Annotated in this window: 10 protein-coding genes; 1 reads left to right on the top strand and 9 read right to left on the bottom strand. The window is 46.3% G+C overall.

Going from position 1 to position 16,020, the window contains the following annotated elements; all coding sequences use genetic code 11:
* Positions 1–1,473: 1,473 nt before the first annotated feature.
* The 9 genes from ilvA to A4R26_RS06150 all read right to left on the bottom strand — a co-directional run bounded on the left by ilvA (position 1,474) and on the right by A4R26_RS06150 (position 13,671).
* Positions 1,474–2,730 carry a threonine ammonia-lyase gene (gene ilvA, locus A4R26_RS06195; protein ID WP_081162160.1) on the bottom strand — a complete coding sequence of 419 codons (1,257 nt, stop codon included), beginning with the start codon at positions 2,728–2,730 and terminating at the stop codon, positions 1,474–1,476.
* A gap of 268 nt (positions 2,731–2,998) precedes the next feature.
* On the bottom strand, positions 2,999–4,066 hold the full coding sequence (gene ilvC / locus A4R26_RS06190; protein WP_081162157.1) for a ketol-acid reductoisomerase: 1,068 nt from the start codon (positions 4,064–4,066) through the stop codon (positions 2,999–3,001).
* Positions 4,067–4,293: 227 nt separating this feature from the next.
* Entirely contained in the window at positions 4,294–4,881 is a 588-nt protein-coding gene (ilvN, locus tag A4R26_RS06185; protein WP_207625690.1) for an acetolactate synthase small subunit, read from the bottom strand.
* Positions 4,882–4,950: 69 nt separating this feature from the next.
* Entirely contained in the window at positions 4,951–5,724 is a 774-nt protein-coding gene (locus tag A4R26_RS06180) for a class I SAM-dependent methyltransferase (protein ID WP_081162155.1), read from the bottom strand.
* 14 nt (positions 5,725–5,738) lie between these two features.
* Positions 5,739–7,484, bottom strand: coding sequence for a biosynthetic-type acetolactate synthase large subunit (ilvB, locus tag A4R26_RS06175; protein ID WP_081162153.1), 1,746 nt, complete (start codon positions 7,482–7,484; stop codon positions 5,739–5,741).
* 69 nt (positions 7,485–7,553) lie between these two features.
* Positions 7,554–9,239 (bottom strand): dihydroxy-acid dehydratase, encoded by a 1,686-nt coding sequence (gene ilvD, locus A4R26_RS06170; RefSeq protein WP_081162152.1) that lies wholly within the window; start codon positions 9,237–9,239, stop codon positions 7,554–7,556.
* 146 nt (positions 9,240–9,385) lie between these two features.
* Complete coding sequence (locus tag A4R26_RS06165) at positions 9,386–10,282, bottom strand: branched-chain amino acid transaminase (protein WP_081162150.1); 897 nt, start codon at positions 10,280–10,282, stop codon at positions 9,386–9,388.
* Positions 10,283–10,852: 570 nt separating this feature from the next.
* Positions 10,853–11,968, bottom strand: coding sequence for a 3-isopropylmalate dehydrogenase (leuB, locus tag A4R26_RS06160; RefSeq protein WP_081162148.1), 1,116 nt, complete (start codon positions 11,966–11,968; stop codon positions 10,853–10,855).
* Positions 11,969–12,507: 539 nt separating this feature from the next.
* Positions 12,508–13,671, bottom strand: a complete 1,164-nt coding sequence (locus tag A4R26_RS06150; protein ID WP_081162142.1) for a 2-isopropylmalate synthase — start codon at positions 13,669–13,671, stop codon at positions 12,508–12,510.
* A gap of 238 nt (positions 13,672–13,909) precedes the next feature.
* On the opposite strand from A4R26_RS06150, the gene A4R26_RS06145 reads away from it, so the two are divergent.
* Positions 13,910–15,448 carry a hypothetical protein gene (locus A4R26_RS06145; RefSeq protein ID WP_242674834.1) on the top strand — a complete coding sequence of 513 codons (1,539 nt, stop codon included), beginning with the start codon at positions 13,910–13,912 and terminating at the stop codon, positions 15,446–15,448.
* Positions 15,449–16,020: the final 572 nt, after the last annotated feature.

The raw sequence follows: 16,020 nt of genomic DNA, 5'->3' as shown, positions 1-16,020 counted from the left end.
TGGCGAATGGCAAGCGGACTCAAATGAGCATCGGCAATTGGCAATCGTGAAGGGTGCGCGCAGGTTGGGGGAACAACTGCCGGCAGGGTTCAATCGTGCATCGGCAATTGGCAATCGTGAAGGGTTCGCCGGTTGGGCAGAACCAGGAATTACACGTTTATAAACTAACGAATGTTCTGTAACATTCATTTTAACATTTTCTGCAACCCATGCTTATCCTGTTTTCCCAAAACAAGAAAATACGATTCCCATATTGCAACTATGAGGGATAGTTGCTGCATTTTATTACAATACACTTGTTAAATGGTTATCATACAGCAACTAACGATGATCGATGCGCTAAGAAATGAATATTATTCGTGTGTTAAGCGGGGTTATAATGTGTATAACTTATACCAAACACGTTTGTTTGATGTGCTGATACGATGTAACTTTGCAGCGCGAAATACAGTTATTCTGATAGCGACCGAATTCAAAACTACTCTGCGAATATTCTAACCATTGTATAACAGCCATAGTTATCTGTTTTCTTTCAATTGTTCTCATCGATATATATCATTAACGTATGCCATGCCCGATTGACGCATTGCCATGATCAGCGTTCATAAAAATCAGAAATAATTACTTTGAATATCCAGCCTTGTTATGCAGGGCAAGTATTCCATTATCCGTAGAAAAGCCGTTTCATGTTCATTATCCAATATCGCTTTGTGCAATTTCAATCGCTATTAGTTTCAATGTCCGTGAAAAACCAGTGTTGTTTAAATCCAATACCGGCCCCTTGTATCTATGGACCCTGTTAGTTTCAGTATCCGTAGGAAAAGCCTGTTAAAAATCCAATGTTCGCCGTCCCGTGTAATTCATTACACGCATTGTTCAATATCCGGGGAAAAAACCAACATGTTAGGATCCAATATCAGAACGCCCTTTGCACTTATTTAACCTATTAGAAGTTAGGTAGATTCATACATGTTTTGATCCGCCCTTAGGAACATTGACGGCCCAATATCTGTGAAAAGACCATATCGTAAAGCAACCAAAGTATAGCAACTCTTCCGTGATCCGTATCCGTGAAAAAGCTACCCGTCAGACATTATGACAATGGCCTCGCTTCGGCGAGGCTTTTTTTAATTAGCCAATTCGATAACTTGCCGATGTGCCAAAATTGCCGCACCATTTAGACATCACAACCCCAGCTTATAACCCACAACATACCATTCTTAATAAACAGCTTTGTAATAGCCTTCTCTTCAACATTCAATATTTGAAATTCGACATTCAACATTCGTTACTTCTGTATTCCCTTTCTCATTTCTCATTCTTCATTCTTCATTTCTCATTCCCCTGTATTCCACTTCAACATTCTACATTGGCCATTCAACATTCGATGTTCTGTATTTCCTTTCTTCATCTCCACAAAAAAAGCCCCTCCGTATCCGGAGAGGCCACCACTTAAACAGATAACAATGTTTACTATACCAAATACCCAAACAGCGTGTCGTTCTTGTTCAACGCCGTATAGTTTATGTTATAACGTTGCATGTTCTGCAACAGTATATCGTAATCTTCTTTTTTCTTTAACTCCACACCCACCAGGGCCGGACCCGATTCTTTATTCGTCTTTTGCATGTACTCAAACCTTGTAATATCATCATTCGGTCCCAGCACATGATTCACAAACTCTTTCAGTGCACCGGGTCTTTGTGCAAACCTGATAAGGAAATAATGCTTCAATCCTTCGTATTGCAGGCTTCGCTCCTTTATCTCCTGCATACGATCGATATCATTGTTACTGCCGCTTACAATGCATACCACTGTCTTTCCTTTTATCACATCGGCATAGTCGTCCAGCGCAGCTATCGATAACGCACCTGCAGGTTCTACCACTATCGCATCTTCATTATACAATTTCAAAATGGTAGAACAGATCTTTCCTTCCGCCACAAGATGCATATCATCCAACACCTCTTTACAAATAGGGAACGTCAACTCCCCTACTCTTTTTACAGCCGCCCCATCAACAAAACGATCTATTTCATTCAACGTTACAGGCGAACCGGCTTTCAACGCTTCATACATCGATGGAGCGCCTTCCGGCTCAAGGCCTATCACTTTTGTTTTAGGTGAATATGTTTTCAGATACGAGCCTACGCCTGCACTTAAACCGCCGCCGCCTACGGGAACGAACAAATAATCGACATCCGATTGTTCTTCCAGGATCTCAACGCCAACAGTACCCTGCCCTTCAATAATACGGTAATCATCGAACGGCGGAATAAAGATCATGCCGTTCTCTTCAGTAAACTTTTTTGCAGCAACTGCACAATCGTCGAATGTATCGCCGATCAGTTGGATCTCTATATTTTCTTCGCCAAACATCTTCGTTTGGTTCACCTTCTGGTTAGGTGTTATGATAGGCATGAAAACCACCCCTTTCACATTGAGCTTTTTGCACGAGTATGCAAAACCCTGTGCATGATTGCCTGCACTGGCGCATACCACCCCGTGCTGCAGTTCCTCAGCGGTCAAACTGCTCATCATATTATATGCGCCCCGCAGTTTGTACGAACGTACCACCTGCAGATCCTCTCTCTTAAGATACACGCTGCACTGGTACTTCTTCGACAGATTGTGATTGTACATCAGCGGTGTTTTGTGCACCACTTTCCTCAACCGCAATGCCGCTTTATGAAATTCCAGCTCAGGCCTTGTATTTGTGACTGTACTCATATTCGATTTGAGTTAAAAAAAAATTAGCCACCGTTGTTTTAGTTATCAGAAAACGCAGAACGCTTAATGCAGAACGCTTAACGCGGAACGCCAAACGCCAGATACAAATTGCGGAACGTTTCTTCAATGTGAACCGGTGGCTAATTTCTTAATTGGCAATAGGCAATGGACAATTGGCAAATCACATTTCAGCACTTCGACAACCCGCCTGCAGCGAGGTACGCACCCGTTCTTTTGTCTATTGCCTATTGTCTATTGCCTATTGACTTTATGCCGTTACTTCGGCCGGTTTTTGATTCTCAGGACGAAGACTGCGAACTGTTTTACCAGCCTGCCACATTTCGCTTTCACGCAGTTCTTTCAGCTCAGCTTCCAGTTTCTCACGGTAATCTGCCTGGCTGTTGCTGTCGATAGAACGTTGAGATTCTTTACCGGTTGCTACGCTTTCATACAGGTCGTTGAACACAGGCAATGTAGCATCGCGGAATTTCTTCCACCAGTCCAGAGCGCCGCGTTGTGCAGTTGTGCTACAGTTGGCGTACATCCAGTCCATACCATTTTCTGCAACCAATGGCATCAGCGACTGGGTCAGTTCTTCTACAGTTTCGTTGAAAGCTTCGGAAGGAGTATGACCTTTACTGCGCAATACCTGGTATTGAGCAGCGAAGATACCCTGAATAGCACCCATCAATGTGCCTCTTTCGCCGGTAAGATCGCTGTATACTTCTTTTTTGAAATCAGTTTCGAACAGGTAACCGCTACCAACGGCAATACCTAAAGCAACTACTCTTTCTTTTGCTTTACCGGTAGCATCCTGGAAAATAGCGTAGCTGCTGTTGAGGCCACGGCCTTGCAGGAACATACGGCGTAATGAAGTACCAGAACCTTTAGGAGCAACCAGGAACACGTCTACATCCTTGGGAGGAACGATACCGGTTTGCTCGTTGAAAGTGATACCGAAACCATGTGAGAAATATAATGCTTTACCTGCAGTCAGGTGTTTTTTAACGGTAGGCCATAATTGAATTTGCGCAGCATCGCTCAACAGGTAGCAAATGATCGTACCGCGTTGTAATGCTTCTTCAATTTCGAACAATGTTTCGCCGGGTACAAAACCATCTTTCACCGCTTTATCCCAGGTTTTTGAATTTTTGCGTTGACCAACTATTACATTGATACCATTGTCTTTTTGGTTCAGCGCCTGACCCGGTCCCTGTACGCCGTAGCCGATCACAGCTACCGTTTCATTTTTCAATACCTGCTGCGCTTTGGCAAGTGGGAACTCATCACGAGTTACTACGTTTTCTTCCACCCCGCCGAAATTTAATTTTGCCATTGTTGAGAATGTTTATTGTTATTGGTTTTTTTAAGGCCGAACGCTAAACGCTGAAGGCTTAACGCTTAACCCTAATTTTAGAAAGTTTTATAATTTTCCGGAATCCTGTATTTGCATTCCGCGTTCTGCTTTTGTGCTTAACGCAGCCTCCCTACATTCGGGCATGCTTACGCGGGCAACTGTCTTAAGCTTTCAGCCTTTTGCCTTTAGCATTTAGCCTTCTGCCTTTACATCGTAAACACCTGATCGCCCTGACCCAGGTATTCGTTCTCTATCACTTCTTCGCCTGGCTCGCGTTTTTCAAACTCTTTCAGTTTGCTGTGAAAACCGCTGCTGGCCTTGATGATAGCAACCCGGGCGCTGCGTACGAACTCGATCAGTCCGTATGGTTCCAGTACAGCTATCAGTTTGTTGATCTCCTCGCGCTGACCGGTTGTTTCAAACACGGTGTAATCTTTTCTGATCACCACCGCGCGGGCGCCATACTCGCGTAACAGGCGCTCTACCTTTACTTTTTCTGCAATTTCATCGGTAGGCACTTTGTACAAAGCCAGTTCCTGCCAAACGATCTCATCATTGGTATTGTAATAGGCTTTCAATACTTCCACCTGTTTTTCTATCTGGCGGGCCAGCTTTTTCACCACTTCTTCCAGTTCATTGATAACAATGGTAAACCGGTGTATGCCTTCTATTTCAGAAGGAGAAGTGTTCAAACTTTCAATATTGATCTTACGGCGTGAGAACATGATTGCGATCCGGTTCAGCAACCCGATCTGGTTCTCAGTATATACCGTTACAGTGAATTCCTGTTTCATGATGTGACTTATTATCAACCGTGCCACTAACCGCAACACGGTTTCCAATGATAAATATCGGTTTGTACTTTAATTTTCTTTAATGGCCACTACGCGCAATCTTTTATAATCTGCATACCATTTCTGATTTCTGAACTGGGTTTGCCGTAATGTATCCTGTACTTCTTCCAGAATGACTTCTTTCGCTTTCGCGTCAACGCCTTCCAGAAAAGCACCGCCAAACATATGCACCCAGTCTTTAATGCCCTGCTGCGTATCCTTCAACTCCGTTTCGCGATTATAATGAGCGGCGTATGTTACCCTGAACCCCTGCTTTTCAAGCAACCCGGTATATTCACTTACTGAAGGAAAATACCAGATCTCGCGGTTTGCCTGCGCTTTGTAACCATGGTTCTGCAAAGCCTGTTTCAATGCATGTGTGATCTTTTCCACATTTCCCTTTCCACCCATTTCCAACACCAGCCGCCCGCCGGGCTTCAGGTTGTTGTACATGCTTTTAACAGCCTGCTCTTTTTCGGTTACCCAGTGCAGTACCGCATTGGAGAACATGGCGTCGAATGGTTCATTAAAGTCGAAATCGGTTACTGATGCCAGCCTGAATGGCAGGTGCGGATACTCATTACGTGCTTTGGCGATCATATCGATCGAGTTATCCATGCCGGTAACAAATGCCCCCGAGGCGGCGATCAGGTTGGTAAGGTAACCGGTACCACAGCCTATATCCAGTATGCGTTCGCCTTCCTGTGGGGTCAGCATCTGCACCAGGTATTCGCCGTACTTAAAAACAAAATCATGTTTTTTATCGTACAGTGAAGTATTCCAGGTATTTTCTGTGATAGCCATTCGCTGTTCGCTTTTTATTTTAAACGTATTTCCGCTACACTGCAACCCTGTGGCACCATCGGGAACACATTGTTCTCCTTGCCAACCATTACTTCAAGCAGGTAAGCGCCTTTTGTATTCAGCATTTCGGTCAATGCCTTTTTCAGGTCGGCGCGCTTTGAAACACTTTGTCCGGGAATGTTATACCCCTTGGCAACCTGAACAAAATCGGGGCTGGCTATATCCACGAATGAATAGCGTTTATCGTGGAAGAGCTGCTGCCACTGGCGCACCATGCCAAGGAACTGGTTGTTCAGGATCAGGATCTTTACATCGATCTCCGACTGCATAATTGTTCCCAGTTCCTGCAGGGTCATCTGGAAACCACCATCGCCAATGATGGCAACGGTCGTTCTTTCGGGCGCGCCCATTTTTGCACCTATTGCTGCAGGTAAGGCAAAGCCCATGGTTCCCAAACCGCCTGAAGTAACATTACTTTTCGATTGCGTGAATTTTGCATACCGGCAGGCCACCATCTGGTGCTGGCCTACGTCGGTTACAATGATGGCATCGCCGCCGGTCAGTTCGTTCAGGTTTTTTATTACTTCACCCATGGTCAGCTGATCGCTGGTGGGGTTCAGTTCAGGCGTAATGCAGGAATCCTCTTCTTCCTTCATCATGTCTTTGAACTTTTGCAACCACTGCGGATACACTTTCTGCTCTATCTGTGCGGTGAGCAACGGCAGGGTTTCTTTACAATCGCCCCAAACCGGTACTGTTGACTTTACGTTCTTGTCAACCTCGGCCGGATCGATATCGAGGTGGATCACTTTTGCCTGTTTGGCATATTTATCGAGGCGGCCGGTAACGCGGTCGTCGAACCGCATACCGATCGCAATCAATACATCGCATTCATTGGTCAATACATTCGGACCATAGTTCCCGTGCATTCCCAGCATGCCCACATTCAGCGGGTGATCTGAAGGAATAGCGCTCAGTCCCATAATGGTCCAGGCGGTGGGGATACCGGCCTTTTCTATGAACTTTATAAATTCCTGTTCTGCTTTTCCGAGAATTACGCCCTGACCAAAGATCACAAACGGTTTTTCTGCTTCATTGATCAGCTTCGCCGCTTCGGCAATGTACTCTTTACGTACGATCGGTTTCGGGCGGTAGCTGCGCACATGATCGCATTTTGTATATCCTTCGTAATCGAACTTTTGTAACTGGGCGTTCTTGGTGATATCGATCAACACGGGACCGGGGCGGCCGCTGCGGGCAATGTAAAATGCCTTTGCCAGCACCGAAGGAATTTCGGTAGCGTCCGTTACCTGGTAGTTCCATTTGGTAACCGGCGTAGTTATATTGATCACATCCGTTTCCTGAAACGCATCTGTTCCCAGCAAATGGGCAAACACCTGACCGGTGATGCACACAAGCGGTGTACTATCTATCATGGCATCGGCCAAACCCGTTACCAGGTTGGTGGCGCCGGGACCGCTGGTAGCAAACACCACACCCACATCGCCCGATGAGCGCGCATAACCCTGAGCGGCATGTATGCCACCCTGTTCATGACGCACCAGTATATGACGCAGTTTTTCCTGGTAATCATACAGCGCATCATAGATAGGCATGATAGCGCCACCCGGATACCCAAAGATGGTACTGACACCTTCTTCAAGGAATGCTTCCAACACTGCGACCGAGCCGCTGATATTTTTTACTGCTGGCTTCTCTTTCGTCTTTCCTTTGGCAGGTGCCTTTTCGATTGTACTCATAAACTTTTTTTTGTGATTCAATTGTCGGTTTAGTTCCTGTTCTTATGTTGCCCGATCCAATGGCATCGTTTATTCCATCTCATCGGTTACACATCCTTCGCTGGCATCTTTTACCTGCTTAGCGTATTTATATAGAATTCCTTTTTTAACTTTTAATGGCGGCTGCTTCCATGCTGCTTTGCGTTTTGCCAGTTCATCGGGACTGATCTTCAGGTTGATGGTATTCTTAACCGCATCCAGCTCGATGATGTCACCGTCTTTTACCAGGGCAATACCACCGCCGTCGTATGCTTCGGGGGTAATGTGGCCTACAACAAAACCGTGCGTACCGCCGCTGAAACGGCCATCGGTAATGAGCGCCACGCTTTTCCCTAAACCGGCACCGATAAGGGCTGATGTGGGTTTCAGCATTTCAGGCATACCCGGTGCACCTTTTGGCCCTACGTAGCGGATCACCACTACATCGCCCGGTTGTACTTTTTTGCTTTGGATACCGGCTATCAGTTCAAACTCGCCATCGAATACCCGGGCGGGCCCTTCAAAACGTTCGCCTTCTTTACCGGTGATCTTGGCCACACTGCCTTTTTCGGCGAGGTTGCCGTAAAGAATTTGTAAGTGACCGGTAGCTTTTATGGGATGCTCGAGGGGAAGAATGATCTTTTGCTTGTTAAAGTCGAGGTCGGGAACGGCGGCGAGGTTCTCTGCCAGGGTTTTACCGGTTACCGTTAAACAATCACCATGCAGCAGTCCTTTTTGTAACAGGTACTTCATCACTGAAGGCAAACCACCATGTTCGTGCAGGTCCTGCATCAGGTATTTACCGCTCGGTTTGAAATCGGCCAGCATGGGGATCTTATTGCTGATGGCCTGAAAATCGTCCTGTGTTAAGGGAACATCCACGCTTTTAGCAATGGCGAGTAAATGCAGAACGGCATTGGTGCTTCCACCGAGGATCATAATGGTGGTAATAGCATTCTCGAAGGCTTTGCGGGTCATGATATCACGGGGCTTGATATCTTTTTCCATCAGGTTACGTACAGCCTTACCCGCTTCCAGACATTCTTTCTTTTTTTCCTCGCTGAGGGCCGGGTTGGAAGAAGAATAAGGCAGGCTCATACCCAGCGCTTCAATGGCCGATGCCATGGTGTTGGCTGTATACATACCGCCGCAGGCGCCGGCGCCGGGGCAGCTGTTCATAACAATGCCTTTGAAATCCGCATCGCTCAACTGGCCGGCGATCTTCTGGCCCAAAGCCTCGAATGAAGAAACTATATTCAGGTCCTGGCCTTTATAATGACCAGGGGCAATCGTTCCGCCGTAAACCATTATCGACGGGCGGTTCAAACGGCCCATTGCCATTACCGAACCAGGCATATTTTTATCGCAACCGGGAATGGTGATCAACGCATCGTAATACTGGGCGCCGCAAACCGCTTCAATTGAATCGGCAATGATATCGCGGCTTACCAGTGAATAGCGCATGCCGTCGGTTCCGTTCGACATGCCATCGCTTACGCCAATGGTATTGAAGATCAACCCTACCAGGTCGTTACTCCAAACACCTTCCTTTACAATTTTAGCCAGATCGTTCAGGTGCATGTTACAGGTGTTACCATCGTAACCCATGCTGGCAATACCTACCTGTGCTTTCTTCAGATCTTCATCGGTTAAACCAATGCCATATAACATGGCCTGTGCGGCAGGTTGTGTTTCATCCTGCGTAAGCGTTTTTGAATACTTGTTTAATTCAGCCATTTGTTTACTTTATGCTTCAGCGTTTATTTTTTCGAACAACCTGTAATTTAGTGTGTTGTTATTTGTATTCCCGTAATCCTGCCATTCTATAAGCTTAGCGAATGTCGGGGAGCCAGCCACAAACCCCAAACGACAAACTACAAACTCTATTTTTTAATCAATTCCCCTTTCGCCGCTTCTGTAACCCGGTTCTTATACGCCTGCTGAATGCTGCGGCCGATGGTGTTTTCCCACTTTGCGGGGAACGTTACTTCATCGAACGATTGCCAGCCTATCACTTCTGCGGCCGTGCCGCAAAAGAATGCGGAATCGGCCTGTTTCAATTCATCGGTGGTGAATAAACGCTCTTCAACCGGAACGTTCAACTCTTTACATATTTCCATTACCGTTGCCCTTGTAATGCCGGGCAGGATATTGCCGGTTGGCGGCGTGTACAGTTTACCGTTCTTTTCAAAGAAAACGTTGGCGCCGGGGCCTTCAGCCACATAACCGTTCATATCGGTCAGCAGCGCTTCATCGAACCCTTTTGCTTTTGCTTCCTGGCTGGCTAATATAGAGTTTACATAATGACCGCTGGCTTTGGCCTCTATGCGAAAACCTTTCGGGTTGGGCCGTTGGAACGAAGAGGTCATTACCCGCAGTAATTTCTCTCCGAGGAACAGGCCCATTTCCCAGGCCGCTATCATGATGTATGATTCATTATTGGGGTTGAAGCTCATATTGGCAGGCGCATATACTACAGGCCTGATGTAGGCATTCTGCAGATTGTTCTGGCTCAATATCTCGTAGGTTGCCTCTATCAGTTCATCGGGTTCCCAGTGGTAGGGCATGTTCAGTGCAAGTGCCGACTGCTTAAGGCGCTCATAGTGTTCCGTTGCCTTGAAGATCTTTGTTTCGCCACTGGCCGTCTGGTACGATCTGATACCTTCAAAAACGGCATAACCGTAATGCAGCGACTGACCGAAGAAGTCAGTAGTTGCCTCGGCCGCTTTTACATAAGCGCCATTGAGATAAATGATCGTATTGTTATGATAGTAAGCCATTTGATATTTATTTAGAATAAGGTGTTTTGAGCGTGAATGGTCAATGGTGAATGGGTTGCCGGAGTTCAAAACTCATGTTCAATCCTCTGATTCCGGCTATTCGATTCGCCTATCCCCCCCGGTACGGATCTCCTTTCACTACCGCCTTCGCTAAAACTTCCGCACAAAAAAAAACCCGCCTCGTTGGAGGCGGGTTTCTATTTTGATTTAGTATACGTTAGATTCCACCTCCGTGCGTTGCAGGAATAACCACCACCACCACAATAATAATTATTGCGGTTACCACAGAGATGATGTTATTGATGCTGCTTTTTTGCATAAGAGGACTTCGTGTTTCCACAAATATACGCCCGCCGTTTGAATATTAAAGAGCTTTTTTTCTAAATATTTTTGTTACCGATCCTCACCCGCTTTGTCAATTTCGGGATTTCGCGATTTTGAGATTTCTCAGTAGGCAGCACCAAAACAGATCTAAAATCCTAAATCCTATAATCCAACATCTCAAAATCCCTACATCGCAAAATCAGCAATCAACCTCCGTACCTAACATCGCTTCAGTTAGTTATAAAACTATATTATCGTCGACTTTCTCAATTCTATATTTGCCTGGTTCACTCCACCCGGAATACGGTTGGCAACAAAATCGCTTACCAGTTCACCGATGGTTGAAGTGAAATAAAAATTGATAGGATCGATATCTTTTGTTACAAAACCATTTACCAGTGTCCATTCTACACCAAGCCTTATCGCTTCCGCTTCTTTGGCCAGCCCGAAATGATCGAGCAGCATGGCGGCAGACAGGATACATCCCAGCGGGTTGGCGATGTCTTTACCGGCGGCTTGCGGGTAAGAACCGTGAATAGGTTCAAACAGCGCTACGCCCGACCCAACAGATGCCGATGGCAACAAACCCAGCGATCCGCTGATAACACTTGCTTCATCGCTGATAATATCACCGAACATATTCTCCGTAAGCACTACATCGAATTGTTTCGGGTTAATGATCAGTTGCATGGCGGCATTGTCGACAAACAGGAAATCAACTTTTACATCGCCGTACTGCGTCGCTATTTCCTGCACCACCTTACGCCACAGGCGTGATGTTTCCAATACATTGGCCTTATCGACCAACGTTAGTTTTTTACGGCGCTGCCGTGCATACTGAAATGCCAGGTGAGCGATACGCTCAATTTCTGCGCGCGTATATACGCAGTCGTCAGCCGCGCGGTTCCCGTCTTCACTCAATTCTTTCTTCCCGAAATAAATGCCGCCGGTGAGCTCTCTGAAGATTATAAAATCAACTCCTTCCAACTGCTGTGCTTTTAAAGGAGACAAATGTTGCAAAGAGGGGTACGTAATTACAGGGCGAATGTTGGCAAACAATTGTAAGCTTTTCCGCAGTTTCAGCAGGCCCTGCTCGGGGCGCACTTTGGCGGAAGGATCGTTATCGTATTTGGGATGGCCGATAGCGCCAAATAATATTGCATCGCTGTTAAGGCAGGCTTCAATGGTTTCATCGGGCAGCGGGTTGCCGGTTTTATCGATAGCATCGGCACCCATTAAACAATACCGGTAGAAGAACTCATGACCGAATTGCTCGGCAACGGCATTCAATACTTTAACCGCCTGTCGGGTAACTTCAGGTCCAATGCCATCACCTTCTATAACAACAATATTCTTTTCCATAAAATGTAGTTTCAAAACAGCGGACTTAACCGTCGCCGCTCATCATTCATACACCGGCGTGCACATGGTTGTGAAATATACCGGTTCATGACTGAAACCGGAATACCATTCAACAGCTGTGTGCGCTTCCCCTTTTCTTTTATTGGTAATTGTTGATCTTGCGTAGGAACATAGTAGTTAGCAGGTGCTACTACCTGTTGAGGTTTATTGTCATATAACACAAATGGCCCACCGTAAACCGTTTGTACGATGTGCTTGTTATTATGCCAGTCAAATAATCCTTCTCCCCCGTGCCCGGCCCTGCGGCGTGAGCACCCCGACTTATCACCATTATTTGAACATTCGTTCATTCTTTTCCTTTTTTACCCCTAACCCCTAAAGGGCAGTGTTAAAACCTTACCGCTCAAGCCGGTTTTACCGTAGTTTTTCATTCATTCATTTTACTTTTTCTTTTACCCCTTTAGGGGAAGGGGTAAAAAGCGTGGTGCAGACGCACCACGCGTAACAAAAACTACATGATTATGAGAAAATACTGCTCACTAAACTGTGGCGGCCTGGTACTGGTTAGCCAACTCCTTCAGATCTTCATCTTCCACTTCTTTCTTTCTGTCGGCTACTTTCAGGAACTGATCGTACAACACGTCAATATCATTGCGGTTGAACATAAAACCCAGCTTGTGAAAGCGGTGGGCCAACGCGCTGCGGCCGCTGCGCGCTGTTAGTACAATTTTACTTCCGTCGGCACCAACCTGCTCGGGGTTGATGATCTCGTAGGTTTGCGCATCTTTCAGGAATCCATCCTGGTGAATACCCGATGAATGTGAAAACGCATTGGCGCCTACAATAGCTTTATTCGGTTGAACCGGCATCCGCATGGTATCGGAAACCAGCCGGCTCAATGGGTTCAGTTGTTGTGTTTTGATATCGGTATAAAAACCGAGGGTTTGATGTTGCTGTATCACCATCACCACTTCTTCGAGCGAGGTGTTACCGGCTCTTTCGCCCAAACCGTTGATCGTACACTCTATCTGGCGTGCTCCGTTCATGGCCCCGGCAATGGAGTTGGCAGTTGCCAGCCCGAGGTCATTGTGACAATGGCAGCTGATCACCGCTTTGTCGATATTGGGCACGTTGTTGATGAGGTAGGCGATCTTCTCACCATATTGATGCGGCAGGCAGTAACCTGTCGTATCGGGTATGTTTACCGTTGTAGCACCGGCGGCAATCACCGCTTCCACTACGCGCGCCAGGTACTCGTTATCGGTACGGCCGGCATCTTCGGCATAAAATTCAACGTCATCGGTAAAGTTCCGCGCCCATTTAACGCACTGGGCCGCACGTTGAAGGATGTCTTCGCGGGTTGAGTTGAACTTCGATCTGATATGGAAATCGGAAGTTCCGATACCGGTGTGGATCCGGCGCCTTTTGGCGGTTTTTAACGCCTCGGCCGCCACTTCAATATCCTTTTGCACTGCCCTGCTAAGACCACATATGACTGCATTTTTGATCACTGATCCAATTTCACTCACGCTCTTAAAGTCGCCGGGAGATGAGATCGGAAAGCCGGCTTCGATGATATCTACGCCCAGCTCTTCCAGGGCCAAAGCAATTTCTATCTTCTCTTTTGTGTTTAATTTACAGCCTGGCACCTGTTCGCCGTCGCGCAATGTTGTGTCGAAAATATAGACTTTGTTCTTTGGCATAGGTATTATCTCTATAAAGTAGGATTTTATTAAAAAAGCAGGCTGTTCGATTTTATGTTGCTTGCTAGTAATGAGAAAAACAACCTGCTGCTCCGAAATTATTCCTGTTTATTAAATTGCAAAAACCAAATTTGTACCTAATTTACATACTTTAAAGAGTGCCAGCCTGGCTAAAACCCTTGTTGGTCAAGCACTTTAATGATTTTCGATTACGATGCCCAACCGTTCTACAGATGCCTTGTTCCAACTGATTAAGTCGTTGGAAAAGTCGGAAAAGCGCAATTTTAAGCTGTATGTTCAACGCAATTCTTCGAGTGAGAACCTGAAGATAGTGCAGCTATTTGACGCCCTCGATAAGATGGATAATTACGACGAGAATTTACTATTGACCAAAACCAGGGACCTGAAAAAGCAACAGCTTTCGAACATAAAGGCCCATTTATACAAACAGATCCTCAGCAGTTTACGCCTCATAAAGAATGAGAACAACATCGATATTCAGCTGCATGAGATGATGGACCATGCCCGCATCCTGTACAACAAGGGGTTGTACCACCAAAGCCTGAAGATGCTCGACCGCATGAAGGAGCTGGCCCGCGTAAATAACCAGGTTACCTACCTTTTACAGGTGCTTTTTTTTGAGAAAAAGATTGAGGCCCTGCACATTACGCGCAGTATGACCGACCGCGCCGAACAGCTTGTTTGCGATGTTGATGAAACCAACCGCCGGCTGGTAATGGTAAGCAAACTGAGCAATTTGTCGCTGCTGCTTTACAGCTGGTACATAAAACACGGCCATGCCCGCAATGAGAAGGATGAGAAGGAAATTCAACAGTTCTTCGACCAGCATTACCCGCCCGGGGCTAACGAAGCCAGGGGCTTTTATGAGCGGCTGTACCGCTATCAAAGCTATTGCTGGTACGCCTTCATACGCCAGGATTTCCTGTTGTACTACCGCTATACGCAAAAATGGGTAGAACTATTTGAAAAAGAACCCTTTATGATAGAGGTGGAAACCGCCCACTACATCAAAGGGATGCACAACCTCATGGGCGCCCATTTCGATCTGCAGAACTATACCAAACTGAAAGAAGCACTGGAAAAATTCGAGGCCTTTGCCCAAAGCGACCTGGTAGAGAACAACCATAATAACCGCATACAGACCTTTGTTTACCTTAACGTAAGCAAGATCAACAAACATTTTATGGAGGGCACCTTCACCGAAGGACTTACGCTCGTGCCGTATATTGAAGAAAAGCTGAAGGAATACGAGATCTACCTCGACCGGCACCGCATCCTCGTGTTCTACTATAAGATCGCTTCGCTGTACTTTGGCAGCGGCCATTACGAAAAAGCCATCGATTACCTCAATAAGATCATCAACTGGAAGGTTGACCTGCGCACCGACCTGCAATGTTACAGCCGCCTGCTGCACCTGATAGCGCATTATGAACTGGGTAATTTCCAGTTGCTTGAATACCTGTTCAAATCGGTTTACCGGTTTATGGCCAAAATGGGCAACCTCAGTGTGGTGGAAGAGGAGATCTTCCGCTTTTTGCGCAGAACGTTCCATTTATCGCCGCGCCAGTTGAAACCGGAATTCGCCAAACTGCTGGAACAATTAAAGCAGTTAAAGGCCAACCGGTTCGAAACCCGCGCCTTTGCCTACCTCGACATCGTCAGCTGGCTGGAAAGTAAAATGCAAAATATACCGGCTACGGAAATTGTTATCAGGCAGAAATTTCTGGCGAGAAAAAGGAAAACGGTTGAAGAATAAGTTATTCAGTTATTCAGTTCATAGTTCTTAGTTCTCAGTTCACAGTTCCTTATTGCGGGGCTCGCTAGTATTGGGTACCGGTTATTCAGTTCTCTGTTCTCAGTTCACAGTTCCTTATTGCGGGGTTCGCTGTTATTGGGTACCGGTTATTCAGTTCTCTGTTCTTAGTTCACAGTTCCTTATTGCGGGGCTCGCTAGTATTGGGTACCGGTTATTCAGTTCTCAGTTCTCAGTTCACAGTTCCTTATTGCGGGGTTCGCTAGTATTGGGTACCGGTTGCCAGTTCTCAGTTCTCAGTTCACAGTTCCTTATTGCGGGGTTCGCTAGTATTGGGTACCGGTTGCCAGTTCTTAGTTCTCAGTTCACAGTTCCTTATTGCGGGGTTCGCTAGTATTGGGTACCGGTTGCCAGTTCTTAGTTCTCAGTTCACAGTTCCTTATTGCGGGGTTCGCTAGTATTGGGTACCGGTTGCCAGTTCTTAGTTCTCAGTTCACAGTTCCTTATTGCGGGGTTCGCTAGTATTGGGTACCGGTTGCCAGTTCTTAGTTCTCAGTTCACAGTTCCTTATTGCG

This window comes from Niastella populi, from assembly GCF_002078015.1.
Taxonomy (GTDB): Bacteria; Bacteroidota; Bacteroidia; order Chitinophagales; family Chitinophagaceae; genus Niastella; species Niastella populi.
Note: the sequence above shows the minus strand (reverse complement) of the source record. Positions and strands in the feature narration are given on the sequence as shown.